Source organism: Burkholderia sp. F1 (assembly GCF_050813845.1).
Lineage (GTDB): Bacteria > Pseudomonadota > Gammaproteobacteria > Burkholderiales > Burkholderiaceae > Burkholderia > Burkholderia ubonensis.
In genome coordinates this window covers 2,363,885-2,378,833 of the sequence record NZ_CP172421.1, presented here as the reverse complement: position 1 = coordinate 2,378,833, position 14,949 = coordinate 2,363,885, and the positions used below count along the sequence as shown (strand labels likewise).

16 protein-coding genes are annotated in these 14,949 nt (G+C 66.4%); 9 read left to right on the top strand and 7 right to left on the bottom strand.

Annotated elements, in window-relative coordinates:
• The first annotated feature begins 195 nt into the window (after positions 1 to 195).
• From ACFIMZ_RS11195 to ACFIMZ_RS11155, 9 genes are all read left to right on the top strand, one after another.
• Entirely contained in the window at positions 196 to 855 is a 660-nt protein-coding gene (locus ACFIMZ_RS11195; RefSeq protein ID WP_431819574.1) for an RNA polymerase sigma factor, read from the top strand.
• Entirely contained in the window at positions 845 to 1,690 is an 846-nt protein-coding gene (locus tag ACFIMZ_RS11190) for an anti-sigma factor family protein (protein WP_431819573.1), read from the top strand. Before ACFIMZ_RS11195 ends, ACFIMZ_RS11190 begins: the two co-directional genes overlap by 11 nt.
• Before the next feature lie 206 nt (positions 1,691 to 1,896).
• Positions 1,897 to 2,271, top strand: coding sequence for a 30S ribosomal protein S6 (gene rpsF / locus ACFIMZ_RS11185; RefSeq protein WP_006402295.1), 375 nt, complete (start codon positions 1,897 to 1,899; stop codon positions 2,269 to 2,271).
• A gap of 39 nt (positions 2,272 to 2,310) precedes the next feature.
• The gene (priB, locus tag ACFIMZ_RS11180) at positions 2,311 to 2,610 is read left to right on the top strand and encodes a primosomal replication protein N (protein ID WP_431819572.1); all 300 of its coding nucleotides are present in this window, start codon (positions 2,311 to 2,313) and stop codon (positions 2,608 to 2,610) included.
• A gap of 2 nt (positions 2,611 to 2,612) precedes the next feature.
• Positions 2,613 to 2,888, top strand: coding sequence for a 30S ribosomal protein S18 (gene rpsR / locus ACFIMZ_RS11175; protein ID WP_004193360.1), 276 nt, complete (start codon positions 2,613 to 2,615; stop codon positions 2,886 to 2,888).
• Between the two features lie 27 nt (positions 2,889 to 2,915).
• On the top strand, positions 2,916 to 3,368 hold the full coding sequence (rplI, locus tag ACFIMZ_RS11170) for a 50S ribosomal protein L9 (RefSeq protein ID WP_059611533.1): 453 nt from the start codon (positions 2,916 to 2,918) through the stop codon (positions 3,366 to 3,368).
• 141 nt (positions 3,369 to 3,509) lie between these two features.
• On the top strand, positions 3,510 to 4,892 hold the full coding sequence (locus tag ACFIMZ_RS11165; RefSeq protein ID WP_431819571.1) for a replicative DNA helicase: 1,383 nt from the start codon (positions 3,510 to 3,512) through the stop codon (positions 4,890 to 4,892).
• A 138-nt stretch (positions 4,893 to 5,030) separates the two neighbouring features.
• Complete coding sequence (locus ACFIMZ_RS11160; protein WP_060303117.1) at positions 5,031 to 5,657, top strand: DUF47 domain-containing protein; 627 nt, start codon at positions 5,031 to 5,033, stop codon at positions 5,655 to 5,657.
• A gap of 10 nt (positions 5,658 to 5,667) precedes the next feature.
• On the top strand, positions 5,668 to 6,678 hold the full coding sequence (locus ACFIMZ_RS11155; RefSeq protein WP_431819570.1) for an inorganic phosphate transporter: 1,011 nt from the start codon (positions 5,668 to 5,670) through the stop codon (positions 6,676 to 6,678).
• 289 nt (positions 6,679 to 6,967) lie between these two features.
• Here the strand turns inward: ACFIMZ_RS11155 and ACFIMZ_RS11150 are convergent, their stop codons facing one another.
• From ACFIMZ_RS11150 to ACFIMZ_RS11120, 7 genes are all read right to left on the bottom strand, one after another.
• Positions 6,968 to 8,014, bottom strand: coding sequence for a C40 family peptidase (locus ACFIMZ_RS11150; protein ID WP_431819569.1), 1,047 nt, complete (start codon positions 8,012 to 8,014; stop codon positions 6,968 to 6,970).
• Positions 8,015 to 8,254: 240 nt separating this feature from the next.
• The gene (locus ACFIMZ_RS11145; protein WP_431819568.1) at positions 8,255 to 10,051 is read right to left on the bottom strand and encodes a PhoH family protein; all 1,797 of its coding nucleotides are present in this window, start codon (positions 10,049 to 10,051) and stop codon (positions 8,255 to 8,257) included.
• A 335-nt stretch (positions 10,052 to 10,386) separates the two neighbouring features.
• Complete coding sequence (locus ACFIMZ_RS11140) at positions 10,387 to 10,848, bottom strand: peroxiredoxin (RefSeq protein WP_431819567.1); 462 nt, start codon at positions 10,846 to 10,848, stop codon at positions 10,387 to 10,389.
• A gap of 155 nt (positions 10,849 to 11,003) precedes the next feature.
• Entirely contained in the window at positions 11,004 to 11,900 is an 897-nt protein-coding gene (locus ACFIMZ_RS11135; RefSeq protein WP_431819566.1) for a polysaccharide deacetylase family protein, read from the bottom strand.
• A gap of 13 nt (positions 11,901 to 11,913) precedes the next feature.
• Positions 11,914 to 12,969: a bifunctional UDP-4-keto-pentose/UDP-xylose synthase gene (locus ACFIMZ_RS11130; RefSeq protein WP_010092202.1), complete on the bottom strand. Its 1,056-nt coding sequence runs from the start codon at positions 12,967 to 12,969 to the stop codon at positions 11,914 to 11,916.
• Positions 12,966 to 13,913 carry a formyltransferase gene (locus ACFIMZ_RS11125; protein ID WP_431819565.1) on the bottom strand — a complete coding sequence of 316 codons (948 nt, stop codon included), beginning with the start codon at positions 13,911 to 13,913 and terminating at the stop codon, positions 12,966 to 12,968. Before ACFIMZ_RS11125 ends, ACFIMZ_RS11130 begins: the two co-directional genes overlap by 4 nt.
• Entirely contained in the window at positions 13,910 to 14,947 is a 1,038-nt protein-coding gene (locus ACFIMZ_RS11120) for a glycosyltransferase (RefSeq protein ID WP_431819564.1), read from the bottom strand. Before ACFIMZ_RS11120 ends, ACFIMZ_RS11125 begins: the two co-directional genes overlap by 4 nt.
• Positions 14,948 to 14,949: the final 2 nt, after the last annotated feature.

Below are 14,949 nucleotides of genomic sequence, written 5' to 3'. Positions count from 1 at the left end.
GAAGGCGTGTGCCTGTGATACCGGCGGCGCGCGGCGGCCATTCCAGGATTATTTTTCGTCTCCGCTTGCCTGTAGCGGGAATAAACTCGATCGACGGGCGGTAAGGATCGTGAGCCGCGCGTATCGCGATGGTCGGTCCGGGCGACGCGCGCCGGGCCAAAGCGGCGGCGGCCGCATCGATCAACAGGAGGCGACGTGGGGCAATCCGGCCGGACGGTCGACGAGCGGGAGGCGGGTGACGCCGCCGCGCGCGGCGAGCGCTTTCGCACGCTCGTGCTGCCGCACCTTGACGCCGCGTACAACCTCGCGCGCTGGTTGTGCGGCAATGCGGGCGACGCGGAGGACGTCGTCCAGGAAGCCTGCGTGCGGGCGCTGCGGTTCGTCGATGCGTGCCGCGGCGACAATGCGCGGCCGTGGCTGCTGACGATCGTGCGCCACACCTGGTACAGCGAATGGCGGCGGCGCACGCACGCGCACGAGGTCGCGCTGCCCGACACGCTGGATGCAGCGGATGCGCCGGACGACTGGCACCAGGAGGCGGAAGATCCGCTCGCCCAGCTGCTGCGCGGCGAGGACGTCCGGCTCGTGAACGCCGCGCTCGCGAAACTGCCGGCCGAATATCGGGAAGTGCTCGTGCTGCGCGAAATGGAGGATTTGAGCTACCGCGAGATCGCGGCGATCGCGGACGTGCCGGTGGGCACCGTGATGTCGCGGCTCGCGCGCGGCCGCCGCCGCCTCGCCGCGCTGCTCGGCGGCACGCGCGGCGCGGCCCGCAAGGAAGCGCCGCCGGCCGGCGCCGCGTCGGGCGGCGCGCCGGCGGCCGGAACCGCATCGGAGGCCATCGATGGACTGTAACGAAGCGCGCGAACTGCTCGGCGCGGACGTCGACCGCGAGTTGCCGGCGCCCGATGCGATGCGGATCCAGCGGCACGTCGACGCCTGCGACGCGTGCCGCCGCGAGCGCGACCGGATCGTCGCGCTCGGCCAGGCGGTACGGCAGGCGGAATACCATCGCGCGCCGGATGCGCTGCGCGCGCGCATCCTTGCGGCGCTGCCGGCGGCGGACGCCGAACCCCGGGCGGTCGCGCGCGGGCCCGGCTGGCTGCAACGGCTCGGCCTGCGGGGTGCGCCGCGCGGCCCGGCGACGGTTCGGCCGCGGCCGGGCGCCGTCGCGCTGCCGGGCCTCGGCTGGGGCGTTGCGCTCGTGGTCGCGCTGGCCGCGGCGGCCGGGCTGACGCTGTCCGCGCATCACGCGGCGACGGAACGCACCGTCGACGAGCTCGTCGCGAGCCATGTGCGGGCCGGCCTGTCGGCGCGCGACATCGACGTAATCTCGACGGACCGCCACACGGTCAAGCCGTGGTTCAACGGGCGGCTCGACTACGCGCCGCCGGTCGAGGACCTGAGCGCGAGCGGTTTCCCGCTCGCGGGCGGGCGGCTCGACTACGTCGGGCAGCGTCGCGTCGCGGTGCTCGTCTACCGCTACCGGCAGCACGTGATCGACGTCTACGTGCGGCCGGCCGGCGAGGGCGGGGCGGCGCCGTATGCGACCGTGTCGCACGGCTATGCGCTCGACCGCTGGGACGCGGCCGGCATGACGTGGTGGGCGGTGACGGACGCCGAGCCGGCGGCGCTTGCGGCGTTCAAGACGGCGCTGGGCGCGCGCCTTGCCGCGCCGCGCACCGAGTGACGACGGGCCGCGCGATGCGGCCCCATCACGATCTGCGGGGGCGCGCCGCCGCCGGCCGGGCTCAAGTCGTTGAAAACACGGCCGATTCGCGCGGCGAATCAACGGTTCGCCTTGCACGCGACCCATATCCGGGTTAGAATCTTCGGCTTCTCACTTGCCACACCGGTTCAGACGCCCGGGTGGCTTTAATCCACAAGGAGTGTGTAATGCGTCATTACGAAATCGTCTTCATCGTGCACCCCGATCAGAGCGAGCAAGTACCCGCGATGATCGAGCGTTACAAGACCACGATCACGTCGCACGGCGGCCAGATCCACCGTGTCGAAGACTGGGGCCGTCGCCAGCTGGCCTACATGATCGAGAAACTCGCGAAGGCTCACTACGTCTGCATGAACATCGAGTGCGACCAGACGACGCTCGACGAACTCGAACACGCGTTCAAGTTCAACGACGCCGTGCTGCGTCACCTCATCGTCAAGATGAAGAAGGCCGAGACCGGCCCGTCGCCGATGATGAAGGAAGTTCAGCGCGAAGAAGCCAAGAAGGCGGCTGCAGCTCAGCCGACCGAAGCGCAGGCTTAAGCTCCTAGTCTTTAAGCCATCGAGGAGCACGCGACTCACGTGAACAGGTTGCAATTGACGGCGAGCGTCGTCGAGCGCGCAGCGGTGCGATACACGCCCGCCGGCGTTCCGATCGCAAGCGCCACGTTGCAGCACCGCACGGAAGTCGTCGAGGCAGGCATTCGCCGTCAGGTCGAGATGACGATCGAGGCGGTGGCGGCCGGCGAGGCGAGCGGCAGGCTGGAAAGCTGTGAAATGGGCGTCGAGACGCTGTTCACGGGCTTCCTGGCGAAGAAGAGCCGCAACGCGCGCACCTTGGTGTTTCACATCACAGCATTGCAGGACATTGGAAAGGACTGAACATGGCCCGCCCCACTGGTAAGAAATTCGACAAGCGTCGTCAGCAACAAAACCCGCTCTTCAAGCGCAAGAAGTTCTGCCGCTTCACCGCAGCCGGCGTCGAGCAGATCGACTACAAGGACACGGAAACGCTGAAGGACTTCATCGGCGAAAACGGCAAGATCACGCCGGCTCGCCTGACGGGCACGAAGGCGCACTATCAGCGTCAGCTGGACACGGCAATCAAGCGCGCGCGTTTCCTCGCGCTGCTGCCGTACACCGATCAGCACAAGGCGTAATCAGGCGACGCAATAAGGAGAATTCGAATGCAAATCATTCTGTTGGAAAAAGTCGCCAATCTGGGCAACCTCGGCGATATCGTCAAGGTCAAGGACGGTTACGCTCGCAACTTCCTGATCCCGAACCGCAAGGCTCGCCGTGCAACGAAGGAAGCGATCGCTGAATTCGAAGTGCGTCGCGCAGAGCTCGAGAAGGTCGCTGCTGAAAAGCTGGCAGCTTCGCAGGCAGTCGGCGAGAAGCTGGCAGGCCAGTCGTTCGAAATCACGCAGAAGTCGGGCGTTGACGGCCGTCTGTTCGGCTCGGTCACGAACGGTGACGTTGCTGAACTGCTGAAGAAGGCAGGCTACGACGTCGAGAAGTCGCAGGTTCGCATGCCGGAAGGCCCGCTGAAGATGATCGGCGAGCACGGCGTTCAGGTCGCGCTGCACACGGACGTCGTCGTCGACGTCACGGTCAACGTGATCGGCGACCACGCGTAAGCGACAGGCAGTCTCGCCGGGCGGCTCCCGCCGCCCGGATGAAGGGCAGGCGCCCGGGCAACCGGGTCCTGCCTTTTTTGTTGCCCGGCAGCCGGCGACCGCGCTGGCATCTCCGCGCTCAATTCGCGATAATCCCAACCCATGAACGCGCCGCAAGATCCTCAAATCGAATCGCTGAAAGTCCCGCCGCACTCGGTCGAAGCCGAGCAGTCGGTGCTGGGCGGCCTGTTGCTCGACAATGCGGCGTGGGACCGGATCGCCGACTATCTGTCGCAGGGCGATTTCTACCGCTACGACCACCGGATCATCTTCGAGCACATCGGCAGGCTGATTGCGTCGACGCGTCCGGCCGACGTGGTGACCGTGTACGAAGCGTTGACCACGTCGGGCAAGGCGGACGACGTCGGCGGGCTCGCGTACCTGAACGCGCTTGCGCAGAATACGCCGAGCGCGGCGAACATCCGGCGCTATGCGGAAATCGTGCGCGACCGCGCGGTGCTGCGCCGGCTCGTGTCAGTGGCCGACGAGATTTCCGCCGATGCGTTCAACCCGCAGGGCAAGGAAGTCCGCCAACTGCTCGACGCGGCGGAAGCGAAGGTGTTCTCGATCGCCGAAGAGGGCGCGCGCGGCAACCAGGGCTTTCTCGAGATCGGGCCGCTGCTCACGCAGGTCGTCGAGCGCATCGACACGCTGTATCACACCGCGAACCCGAGCGACGTCACCGGCACGCCGACGGGCTTCGTCGACCTCGACCGGATGACATCGGGGATGCACGGCGGCGAGCTGATCATCGTCGCAGGCCGTCCGTCGATGGGTAAGACGGCCTTCTCGATGAACATCGGCGAATACGTCGCGGTCGAGTACGGGCTGCCGGTCGCGGTGTTTTCGATGGAAATGCCGGGCACGCAGCTCGTGATGCGTATGCTCGGTTCGGTCGGTCGGCTCGACCAGCACCGGATGCGGACCGGGCGGCTGACCGACGAGGACTGGCCGAAGCTGACCCACGCGGTGCAGAAGATGAGCGAGGCGCAGCTGTTCATCGACGAGACGGGCGGCCTGAACCCGATGGAATTGCGTTCGCGGGCGCGCCGGCTCTCGCGCCAGTGCGGCAAGCTCGGCCTCATCATCGTCGACTACCTGCAGCTGATGTCGGGTTCGTCGCAGGGCGAGAACCGCGCGACCGAAATCTCGGAAATTTCCCGCTCGCTGAAGAGCCTCGCGAAGGAGCTGGACGTGCCGGTGATCGCGCTGTCGCAGCTCAACCGCGGCCTCGAACAGCGTCCGAACAAGCGTCCGGTGATGTCGGACCTGCGGGAATCGGGCGCAATCGAACAGGATGCGGACGTGATCCTGTTCATCTACCGCGACGAAGTCTACAATCCGGACAGCCCGGACAAGGGCACTGCCGAAATCATCATCGGCAAGCAGCGTAACGGCCCGATCGGGCCCGTTCGACTCACGTTCCTGGGGCAATACACGAAGTTCGACAACTTTGCAGGTGCGCAGAACTTCTACGGCGAGTAAAGCCGGTTGTAAACCCCTATTTCACGAAACGTTGTATCCCGTCTCCGTGCACGCGCACGCTTCATGTTGCGCCGGACGGGAAACGGTACAATGTCGCCGATTTTTGTGACAGCCGTTTGACCATCTTTCAGGAATTCCATGTTCGGTCGATTCATGCCCACCGAGGGCAAGTTCTTCGAAATCTTCAACGCGCACGCGAAGTACATCGTTTCCGGTGGCCGCGAACTCGAACTGCTGATCGACAATCTCGCCGACGCCGAGATTCACAAGCAGAATGTGCAGCTGGCCGAGAAGGCCGCTGACAAGCTGACGCACGAAGCGATCGATCTGCTCCACAAGACGTTTATCACGCCGCTCGACCGCGACGAGATCCACAAGCTGATCACGACGATGGACGACATCCTCGACCTGATGGAGGACGTCGCGACCGCCGTGTCGCTGTACGACGTGCAGGCGGTGACGTCCGAGGCGAGCCAGCTCGCGCATATCGTCACGCAGTCGGCGCAGCACGTGCAGCAGGCCGTCGCGCTGCTGTCGGACATGAAGCAGTCCGCGCAGATCCTCAAGGCGTGCGAAGAGATCGACCGCTGGGAATCGGAGGCGGACCGCGTGCTGCGCGCGGCGATGTCGAAGCTGTTCCGCGAAGAAAACGACGTGAAGACGCTTATCAAGCTGAAGGCGATCTACGAGCTGCTCGAAGAGATCACCGACAAGTGCGAGGACGTCGCGAACATCATCGAAGGCATCGTGCTGGAAAACGCCTGAGCGGAACACGATGCATTCGATACAACTTGCCCTATGGATGGTCGCGGCGCTGGTGCTCGTCGCGCTCGTATTCGACTTCATGAACGGCTTCCACGACGCGGCGAACTCGATCGCCACCGTCGTGTCCACCGGGGTGCTGAAGCCGCAGCAGGCGGTGGCGTTTGCCGCCGCGTTCAACGTCATCGCGTATTTCATCTTCCACCTGAAGGTCGCGCAGACCGTCGGCAAAGGCACGATCGATCCTGAGATCGTCGACCACTATGTCGTGTTCGGCGCGCTCGTCGGCGCGATCGCGTGGAACGTGATCACCTGGTACTACGGGATCCCGTCGAGCTCGTCGCACGCGCTGATCGGCGGCCTCGTCGGCTCGGCGCTCGCGAAGTCGGGCTGGGGATCGCTGAACATCGACGGGCTGATGAAGACGATCGCGTTCATCTTCATCTCGCCGCTGCTCGGTTTCATCCTCGGTTCGGCATTCATGCTCGGCGTGTCGTGGCTGTACTTCCGCACCGCGCCGAGCAAGGTCGACCGCCGGTTCCGGCGGCTGCAGCTGCTGTCGGCCGGGTTGTACAGCCTCGGCCACGGCGGTAACGACGCGCAGAAGACGATCGGCATCATCTGGATGCTGCTGATCGCGACAGGCTACGCGTCGGCGACCTCCGACGCGCCGCCGGCATGGGTGATCGGCGCGTGCTACCTGTCGATGGGCCTGGGCACGCTGTTCGGCGGCTGGCGGATCGTGCGCACGATGGGCCAGAAGATCACCAAGCTGAAGCCGGTCGGCGGGTTCTGCGCGGAAACGGGCGGCGCAATGACGCTGTTCATCGCGTCGTTCCTCGGCATTCCGGTGTCAACGACTCATACGATCACCGGCGCGATCGTCGGCGTAGGCGCGACGCAGAAGCTGTCGGCCGTGCGCTGGGGTGTCGCCGGCAACATCGTCTGGGCGTGGGTGCTGACGCTGCCGGCGTCCGCGCTGTTCGCGGCGGGCGGCTGGTGGGTCGGCCACCAGATCTTCTGATCGCGACCGAACGACGCTTCATGTCGAAAGCGCCGCATGCCGACAGGCTGCGGCGCTTTTTGTTTGGTCGGTCGGGCTCGGATGCTGCGTGTGGCGGGCGGATTCCCGGGCGGGCCGTGCGTATGAGGGCTCTGCGGATCAGGTACGTGGCTGGGGACGCGGGGCGGGGCGCCAAGTCGGGCCATGGCGACCGTATGCCGTTCGATGGACCGATGTCCACAGGTGCGGAGCGCAATCGGGCGAAGCTTGCCCACGATGAAAACGCCGCGCGGCGCCAACGCCGCGCGAATCAATAATTTCCGTTGGCGAACCGTGCAATCGGATCATCGGTCGTGCCGGTGCGCGCGCTGACGGGTGCGGATTGCGTCGACGCGCGCAGCACCTGCACGGCGTCGGATTCGGCGACGCGCGCTTGACGGGGCGCGGCGGCGGGCGGCGGTTCCGCATCGAATGCGGCGGCCTCGGCGGCCGTCAGTGCCGTCGTCGGAATCGGCGTGCCGGCTTCCGGTGCGCCGACCGGCGCCGCGTTTGCCGTCTGGGCGGCGCCGCCCGCGGATGCCGCCTGTTGCTGGGCCGAGACCATGCGCGGCGGCGGCGGTTCGTACGGATCGGCCGACGCGCTTGTTGCGACAGGCGCAATCGGAGCCGGCGCCGGCGACACGCTCGGCTGCGCAGCCGCAAAAGCGGGCTGCCGCGGCGCTGCTGCCGTTACGACAGGCGCCGGCGCTGCCGGCTGCGCGCGCGGCACGTCGTCGCGCCGTGCTTCGTATGTCGGTGCGTCGAACGGCGTCGGTTGCGCCTTCGGCGGCGCGACGCGGCGAATCCCGTCGAAGCGCTTCGCCCAGTACGGGTTCGTCAGGTAGTCGAGCCGCACGGTGCCGCCGGTCGACGGCGCGTTGACGAAGCGCAGCTTGCCGACATAGATGCCGACGTGCGAATGCGGCCGGCCGGTCGTGTTGAAGAAGATCAGGTCGCCCGGCGCGACCTGTTCGGGGTCGATCGACATGCCGCGGCCGCTCATGTCGGCGGTCGTGCGCGGCAGGTTCACGTCCGCCGCGCGGCCGACCACGTAGCGCACGAGCCCGCTGCAGTCGAAGCCGCTATCCGGCGTATTGCCGCCCCAGCGGTACGGGACGCCGACGAGGCTCATCGCCTGGATCGAGATTTCTTCCTGGCCGACGCTGTGGTCGACAAATTTCGGGAAATTGGCGGGCGGGGCGAAGGCGCGAGGCGTCGTGATCTTCATGCCCGACGAGCGCGAAGCCGACTGCGGCGGCACGCTGGAACAGGCCGCAAGCAGCGAGACGACGGCGACGGGAAGCCAGATTCGAAGCATGACAGGCGGGCGAGCGCGGGGCGCTCGACAATCGTATGACAACAGACAGACCCGATGGTAGTCGCTCCGACGGGGCTTAGGCAACCATTCCTGAGAATTTACTTGAAGTTTCGCGCGTAACGCGTGGTTATTGCGTGACACGGCCGCGCAATGCTTTCGACCCCAAAAATAAAAACGGCGCTCCGTTTCGGGAGCGCCGTGTGCTTTCGCAAACCGGCCCAAATCGGCCGGCAAGCTGCGTTACAGGATGTCGGACGCGTAGTCGGCGAGCCGCGAGCGTTCGCCGCGCGCGAGCGTCACGTGGCCGCTGTGTCCCCAGCCCTTGAAGCGGTCGACGACATAGGTGAGGCCCGAGCTGCCCTCCGTCAGGTACGGCGTATCGATCTGCGCGATGTTGCCGAGGCAGACGATCTTCGTGCCGGGGCCCGCGCGCGTGACGAGCGTCTTCATCTGCTTCGGCGTCAGGTTCTGCGCCTCGTCGATGATCAGGTACTTGTCGACGAACGTGCGGCCGCGCATGAAGTTCATGCTCTTGACCTTCAGGCGCGAGCGGATCAGTTCCTGCGTCGCCGCGCGGCCCCATTCGCCGGCCGCGTCGTCGGTCTTCTGCAGCACCTCGAGGTTGTCGTCGAATGCGCCCATCCACGGCTGCATCTTCTCTTCCTCGGTGCCGGGCAGGAAGCCGATGTCCTCGCCGACCGGCACGGTCGCGCGCGTCACGATGATCTCGTTGTAGCGCTTGTCGTCGAGCACCTGCGCGAGGCCCGCGGCGAGCGCGACGAGCGTCTTGCCGGTGCCGGCCTGGCCGAGCAGCGTGACGAAGTCGATCTCCGGGTTCATCAGCAGGTTCAGCGCGAAGTTCTGCTCGCGGTTGCGCGCGGTGATCCCCCACACGTTGTTCTTGTGGTGGCTGTAGTCGCGCAGCGTCTGCAGGAGCGCCGTCTTGCCGTTCAGTTCGCGGACGAGCGCATGGAACGTCGGCTCGCCGTTCTGCGGCTCGAGATAGACGAACTCGTTGACCAGCATCGACGCGACGAGCGGGCCGGTCACGCGGTAGTACGTGGTGCCCGTCTTCGTGTCCTGCCAGCTTTCCATGCCCTTCGCGTGCCGGGTCCAGAAATCCTGCGGCAGCTCGCGCACGCCGGTGTAGAGGAGATCCTTGTCCTCGAGCACCTGGTCGTTGAAGTAGTCTTCGGCGGGCAGGCCGAGCGCGTGCGCCTTGATCCGCATGTTGATGTCTTTCGACACCAGCACGACCTGGCGGTCCGGCCGGTCGCGCTGCAGCGCGCGCACGACGCCGAGGATCTGGTTGTCGGCCTTGCCTTCAGGCAGGCCTTCGACGGGCGGAATGTTGGTGAGCGTCGTCTGGAAGTACAGGCGGCCGAGCGCCTCGCGGCTGCCGAGGCGCGACAGCGGAATGCCGTTCGTGATCGGGCCCGCGTCGGCGACGAGCGCATCGAGCGTACGGCTCACCTGGCGCGCGTTGCGTGCGACTTCGGACATCCCCTTCTTGTGATTGTCGAGTTCCTCGAGCGTCATCATCGGCAGATAGACGTCGTGTTCCTCGAAGCGGAAGAGGCTGCTCGGATCGTGCATCAGCACGTTCGTGTCGAGCACGAACAGCTTCTGCATCTCGGCCTCGGCGGCCTTGCGGCCGCGCGACTTGATCGCCGCGCCGGCTTCGCGCGCGGCGGCTGCGACCGGTTTCGCGGCGGCGGGTTTCTCTGCGCGCGCGAGCGGCGCGGCGGGTTCGGCGGGCGCCGGCACGGGCTGCAGCAGCGCGGCCGTCTGCTTGGTCTTGCGGCTGCGCACGGGCGCGCTCGCGGCTTCAGGCGCCGACGCGACCGCACGCAGCGGCGCGGCGGTGTTGGCGGCTTGCGTCATCGGTTGGGCCACGCTAGCCGGGCCGTAGTCAGCGGCCGTGGAAACGTCCCCTTCGGCGGATTTCTTGGCGGCTTTCGTCGGCCGCGCTTTCGCCTTGTATTCGTCGGGCGGCAGCAGGCTGCCGAGCTTGCTGGGGGGGGTAGGCAAAGGCATGGTGTCCCTCGGGAGGAATCGTGTCGCTGGGGTGCGCCGCTGATCGCATCCTGCTGCGTGACGAACACGCGTGCGGTTTGCGCGCGGTGGCGCACATGAATTTCATTTAGCCGGTTCGCCTAAGTGTCGGTCAACTCCTTGACGGGGTGAGGGGCCGGACCGAGTGCCGGCGCGCAGACCATAAAAAAAGCCGCTGCCCCGTCGACCGGGACATGCGGCTCGGCTGATACCGTCGTGATGCGCGTCAGGTGCCGGAAAGCATCGCTACGAGCACCGGCGCAGCTACGAGAAATATGGGGCGAACTGGCATTCATTGCGGCCCAATATAGCGCGGCTCAAAGCGCTTGTACAGCACTTAGCACGTCCTCCACGTGACCCGGCACCTTGATGCCGCGCCATGCCTGGCGAAGCACGCCGTCGGCGTCGATCAGGAACGTCGAGCGCTCGATGCCGCGCACTTCCTTGCCATACATTTTCTTCATCTTGATGACATCGAACAGCGTGCACAGCGCTTCGTCGGCATCGGAAATCAGCGCGAACGGCAGCTCGAGCTTTGCCTTGAAATTGTCATGCGAGCGCAGGCTGTCGCGCGACACGCCGACGATTTCCGCGCCGGCCTTCTTGAACTTCGGATACAGGTCGCGGAACTGCAGCCCCTCGGTCGTGCAGCCGGGCGTGTTGTCCTTCGGATAGAAATACAGCACGAGCTTCTTGCCTTGCAGGCCGGACAGCGAAAGATCTCCGCCGGTGGCCGGTGCGGTGAAATCGGGAACTTGACGGTCAACTTCGACGGACACGTGTTTCTCCTGTTGTTATGGGAGGGCGCCTTCGCGACGGCGCGCGTGGGTGACGGCGCGTTATGCGCCGACGCGATCGCGTCGGCGCGCAGGGAAGGGCGCGGCGGCGGGGCCGCGCCGACGGACAGGCGCATGGCGTCGCCTGCCCGCGTGGATCAGTCGGGCTGGACGATCAGCTCGCCCGACCGGCCCGGAATCTCGCCCCACGTGACAGGGTACGATGGCAGCGTGTCGCGGTCCAGCGTCGCGTGATAGTCACCCATCGTCGCGAACGTATGGCCTTGCGCACGCCAGCCGGCGAGCAGCTGCTCGAACACCGGCGCGAGCTTCTGGCCTTCCAGTTCCGCATGCAGCGTGAAGACCTGGTCGTGCGGATTGGTTTCGGTGAACTTGAGGATATGCGCGGCGACATTGTGCGTGTCGACGCCGTCGATGCCGAGCACCTCGTCGAGCGTCGGCAGCGTCGTCGGCATCTGCACGTGCGCGAGCGTCTTGCCGCCGACGACCGGCAGGTACGGCGAATGGCCGCGGCCGTCGGACGCGTAGCGCATGCCCCACGCGTCGATCTGCTCGAACGCCGCGTCGTTCATCTGCCAGCCCGCCGCGCCGTGCGTGACGGGCGCCGCGCCGAAGATCTCGACGAAGCGCGCGTGGCTTTTCTGCATTTCACGCGCGGTCCAGTCGCGGTCGCGCGCGCGCACGTTGTCCTGCCAGTACACGTGATCCCACGTGTGGATCCCGCATTCGAAGCCGGCCTCGTGGATCGCGCGCATGTCGGCGACAGCGCGACGGCCGATGTCGGGGCCCGGCAGCAGCACGCCGTACATCAGCTGCTTCACGCCGTAATGCTCGACCACCGACGTGCGCGACACCTTCTTCAGGAACCCCGGGCGGAACACGCGCCGCAGCGCCCAGCCGGTATGGTCGGGCCCGAGGCTGAACAGGAAGGTCGCGCGCGCGCTGAAGCGGTCGAAGATGCGCGCGAGGTTCGGCACGCCTTCGCGCGTGCCGCGCAGCGTGTCGACGTCGATCTTGAGGACGATGCGAGCCAAGCGTGCGTCCCGCTCAGCCTTGCTGCTCGACGAGCGCGCGTGCGTCGGCGACGTGGCCGCGGTACGCTTCGAAGATCTTGCGCAGCGCTTCGTCGAACGTCGATTGCGGCGCCCAGCCGAGCTCCTGCATCGTGTTGTCGATCTTCGGCACGCGGTTCTGCACGTCCTGGTAGCCCTTGCCGTAGTACGCGCCCGACGTGGTCTCGACGAGGTTCACGTTCTTCGCGGAATCGGCGTACTCGGGGAACTCGGCGGCGAGCTCGAGCATCTTGTGCGCGAGTTCGCGCACCGAGAAGTTATTCTTCGGATTCCCGATGTTGTAGATCTTGCCCGATGCGACGCCGTTCGGGTTCTCGATGATCTTCATCAGCGCGCTGATGCCGTCGTCGATGTCGGTGAACGCGCGCTTCTGCGAGCCGCCGTCGACGAGGCTGATGTTCTCGCCGCGCACGATGTGGCCGAGGAACTGCGTGACGACGCGCGAGCTGCCTTCCTTCGGCGTGTAGATCGAGTCGAGGCCCGGGCCGATCCAGTTGAACGGGCGGAACAGCGTGAAGTTCAGGCCTTCCATCCCGTAGCCCCAGATCACGCGGTCCATCAGCTGCTTCGAGCACGCGTAGATCCAGCGCGGCTTGTTGATCGGGCCGTAGGTGAGGGCGGAATTGTCCGGGTCGAACTGCTCGTCCGCGCACATCCCGTAGACCTCGGAGGTCGACGGGAACACGAGGTGCTTGCCGTACTTCACGGCCGAACGCACGATCGGCAGGTTCGCCTCGAAGTCGAGCTCGAACACGCGCAGCGGCTGCTGGACGTAGGTCGCGGGCGTCGCGATCGCGACGAGCGGCAGGATCACGTCGCACTTCTTCACGTGATACTCGACCCACTCCTTGTTGATCGTGATGTCGCCTTCGAAGAAATGCATCCGCTCGTGGTTGACGAGATCGCCAAGCCGATCGGTCTGCATGTCCATGCCGAACACTTCCCAATCGGTGGTTTCAAGAATGCGCTTCGACAGGTGATGGCCGATGAAGCCGTTCACACCCAGGATCAGGACTTTTTTTGCTTTCATGAATGACGGGAAGAATGAATGAACTGCGCGAATTCCGCGGGCGTCACGACGGTTTCGCTGCCGTCGCGCTGTTGCCACAGCTCGAGAATGGATATGGCGCGGCTGTCGCCGCAGACGCCGAATAGCGCATTATCGCTTACGTGCAGGCCGGGCGGCAAATCTGCTGCCGCCGCGGCGGCCGGGCTGCCGGGCGCCGCGACGCGCGCGCGCGCGACCACGAAGCGCGCGCCGTTCAGGTCGGTGAACGCGCCCGGATACGGGGGCGCGACTGCGCGGATCAGGTTATAGACTTGCGCGGCGGGCTTCGACCAGTCGATCCGGCCGTCCTCGGGCTTGCGCCCGCCGAAGTAGCTGCCGGCCGCGAGATCGTTCGGCAGGTGCGGCGCCTCGCCCGCGAGCAGCGCGGGGAGCACGCGCCAGAGCGTCTGCTCGGCGGCCACCGTGACCTTGTCGAACACCTGCGCGGCCGTGTCGTCCGGCAGGATCGGCACCGCGGTCTGGCCGATGATCGCGCCCGCGTCGGGCTTCGCGGCCATTTCGTGCAGCGTCGCGCCGGTTTCCGTCTCGCCGTTGAGCACCGCCCAGTTGGTCGGCACCCGACCCCGGTATTTCGGCAGCAGCGACCCGTGCATGTTGTACGCGCCGCGCGGCGCGACGGCGAGCAGGTCGACGGGCAGCATGTGCCGGTAATAGAACGAGAAGATGAAGTCCGGCTGCGCATCGGCGAGCGCGCGGCGCAACGCGGGGTCCGCCGGATCGGCCGGCGTGACGACCGGGATGCCGTGCGCGGCCGCGACCGACGCGACGCTGCCGAACCAGATGTTCTCGTTCGGGTTGTCCTCGTGCGTGACGACCAGCGCGACGTCGACGCCACGCGCGAGCAGCACCTGCAGGCAGCGCACGCCGACGTTGTGATACGCGAAGACGACGGCGCGCGGCTTCATCGCGCGACCTCCTGGCGGCCTTCGTCGGCCGGCGCGTCCTGCACGTTGCCGTGCCGCTCGAGCACGGTCTGGATCAGGTAGCGCGGCCGCGCGCGCACCTGCTGGTAGATGCGGCCGATGTACTCGCCGAGCAGGCCGAGCGCGAAGATGATCACGCCGAGCAGGAAGAACGTGATCGCGAACAGCGTGAACACGCCTTGCACTTCCGCGCCGACGATGAAGCGCCGCACGAGCAGCAGCACGAACAGCGCGGCGGAGCCGAGCGACAGGATCACGCCGATGAACGACAGCCATTGCAGCGGCACGACCGAGAAGCCGGTCACGAGGTCGAAATTCAGGCGGATCAGGCTGTACAGCGAGTACTTCGATTCGCCCGCGAAGCGCTCCTCGTGCGCGACCTCGACTTCGGTCGGCTTCTGCGCGAACGTGTAGGCGAGCGCCGGAATGAACGTGTTGACCTCGCCGCACACGTTGATCGTGTCGATGATGCGGCGGCTGTACGCACGCAGCATGCAGCCCTGGTCGGTCATCTTGATGCGCGTGATGCGCTCGCGCAGCCGGTTCATCATGGCCGACGCCTTGCGCCGCCACAGGCTGTCCTGGCGCTGCTGGCGGATCGAGCCGACGTAGTCGTAGCCCTCGTGCATCTTCGCGACCAGCTTGCCGATTTCCTCGGGCGGGTTCTGCAGGTCGGCATCGAGCGTGACGACGATGTCGCCGCGCGACTGCGCGAAGCCGGCGAGGATCGCCATGTGCTGGCCGTAGTTGCCGTTCAGCAGCACGACGCGCGTCGTGTCGGGGCGCACGTGGAACTGGTCCGCGAGCATGGCGGCCGAGCGGTCGCGGCTGCCGTCGTTGATCAGGATCACTTCGTACGACGTGCCGAGCGCGTCGAGCGCCGGATACAGCCGAGCGAAGAGCGCGGCGAGGCCGTCTTCCTCGTTGTACACGGGAATGACGACCGATACCTCCGGGTTGGCTGCGCCCGGACGTCCGGCGCCCGGATGCCCGGCGCGTGCTTCAAGGTGACTCATGT

Coding starts and splice junctions, on each gene's coding strand:
- ACFIMZ_RS11120 (WP_431819564.1), bottom strand. CDS start 14,947: ATGAGTCACCTTGAAGCACGCGCCGGGCATCCGGGCGCCGGACGTCCG.
- ACFIMZ_RS11130 (WP_010092202.1), bottom strand. CDS start 12,969: ATGAAAGCAAAAAAAGTCCTGATCCTGGGTGTGAACGGCTTCATCGGC.
- ACFIMZ_RS11165 (WP_431819571.1), top strand. CDS start 3,510: ATGAACGCGCCGCAAGATCCTCAAATCGAATCGCTGAAAGTCCCGCCG.
- ACFIMZ_RS11145 (WP_431819568.1), bottom strand. CDS start 10,051: ATGCCTTTGCCTACCCCCCCCAGCAAGCTCGGCAGCCTGCTGCCGCCC.
- ACFIMZ_RS11155 (WP_431819570.1), top strand. CDS start 5,668: ATGCATTCGATACAACTTGCCCTATGGATGGTCGCGGCGCTGGTGCTC.
- ACFIMZ_RS11150 (WP_431819569.1), bottom strand. CDS start 8,014: ATGCTTCGAATCTGGCTTCCCGTCGCCGTCGTCTCGCTGCTTGCGGCC.
- ACFIMZ_RS11125 (WP_431819565.1), bottom strand. CDS start 13,913: ATGAAGCCGCGCGCCGTCGTCTTCGCGTATCACAACGTCGGCGTGCGC.
- rpsF (WP_006402295.1), top strand. CDS start 1,897: ATGCGTCATTACGAAATCGTCTTCATCGTGCACCCCGATCAGAGCGAG.
- ACFIMZ_RS11160 (WP_060303117.1), top strand. CDS start 5,031: ATGTTCGGTCGATTCATGCCCACCGAGGGCAAGTTCTTCGAAATCTTC.
- rpsR (WP_004193360.1), top strand. CDS start 2,613: ATGGCCCGCCCCACTGGTAAGAAATTCGACAAGCGTCGTCAGCAACAA.
- ACFIMZ_RS11190 (WP_431819573.1), top strand. CDS start 845: ATGGACTGTAACGAAGCGCGCGAACTGCTCGGCGCGGACGTCGACCGC.
- rplI (WP_059611533.1), top strand. CDS start 2,916: ATGCAAATCATTCTGTTGGAAAAAGTCGCCAATCTGGGCAACCTCGGC.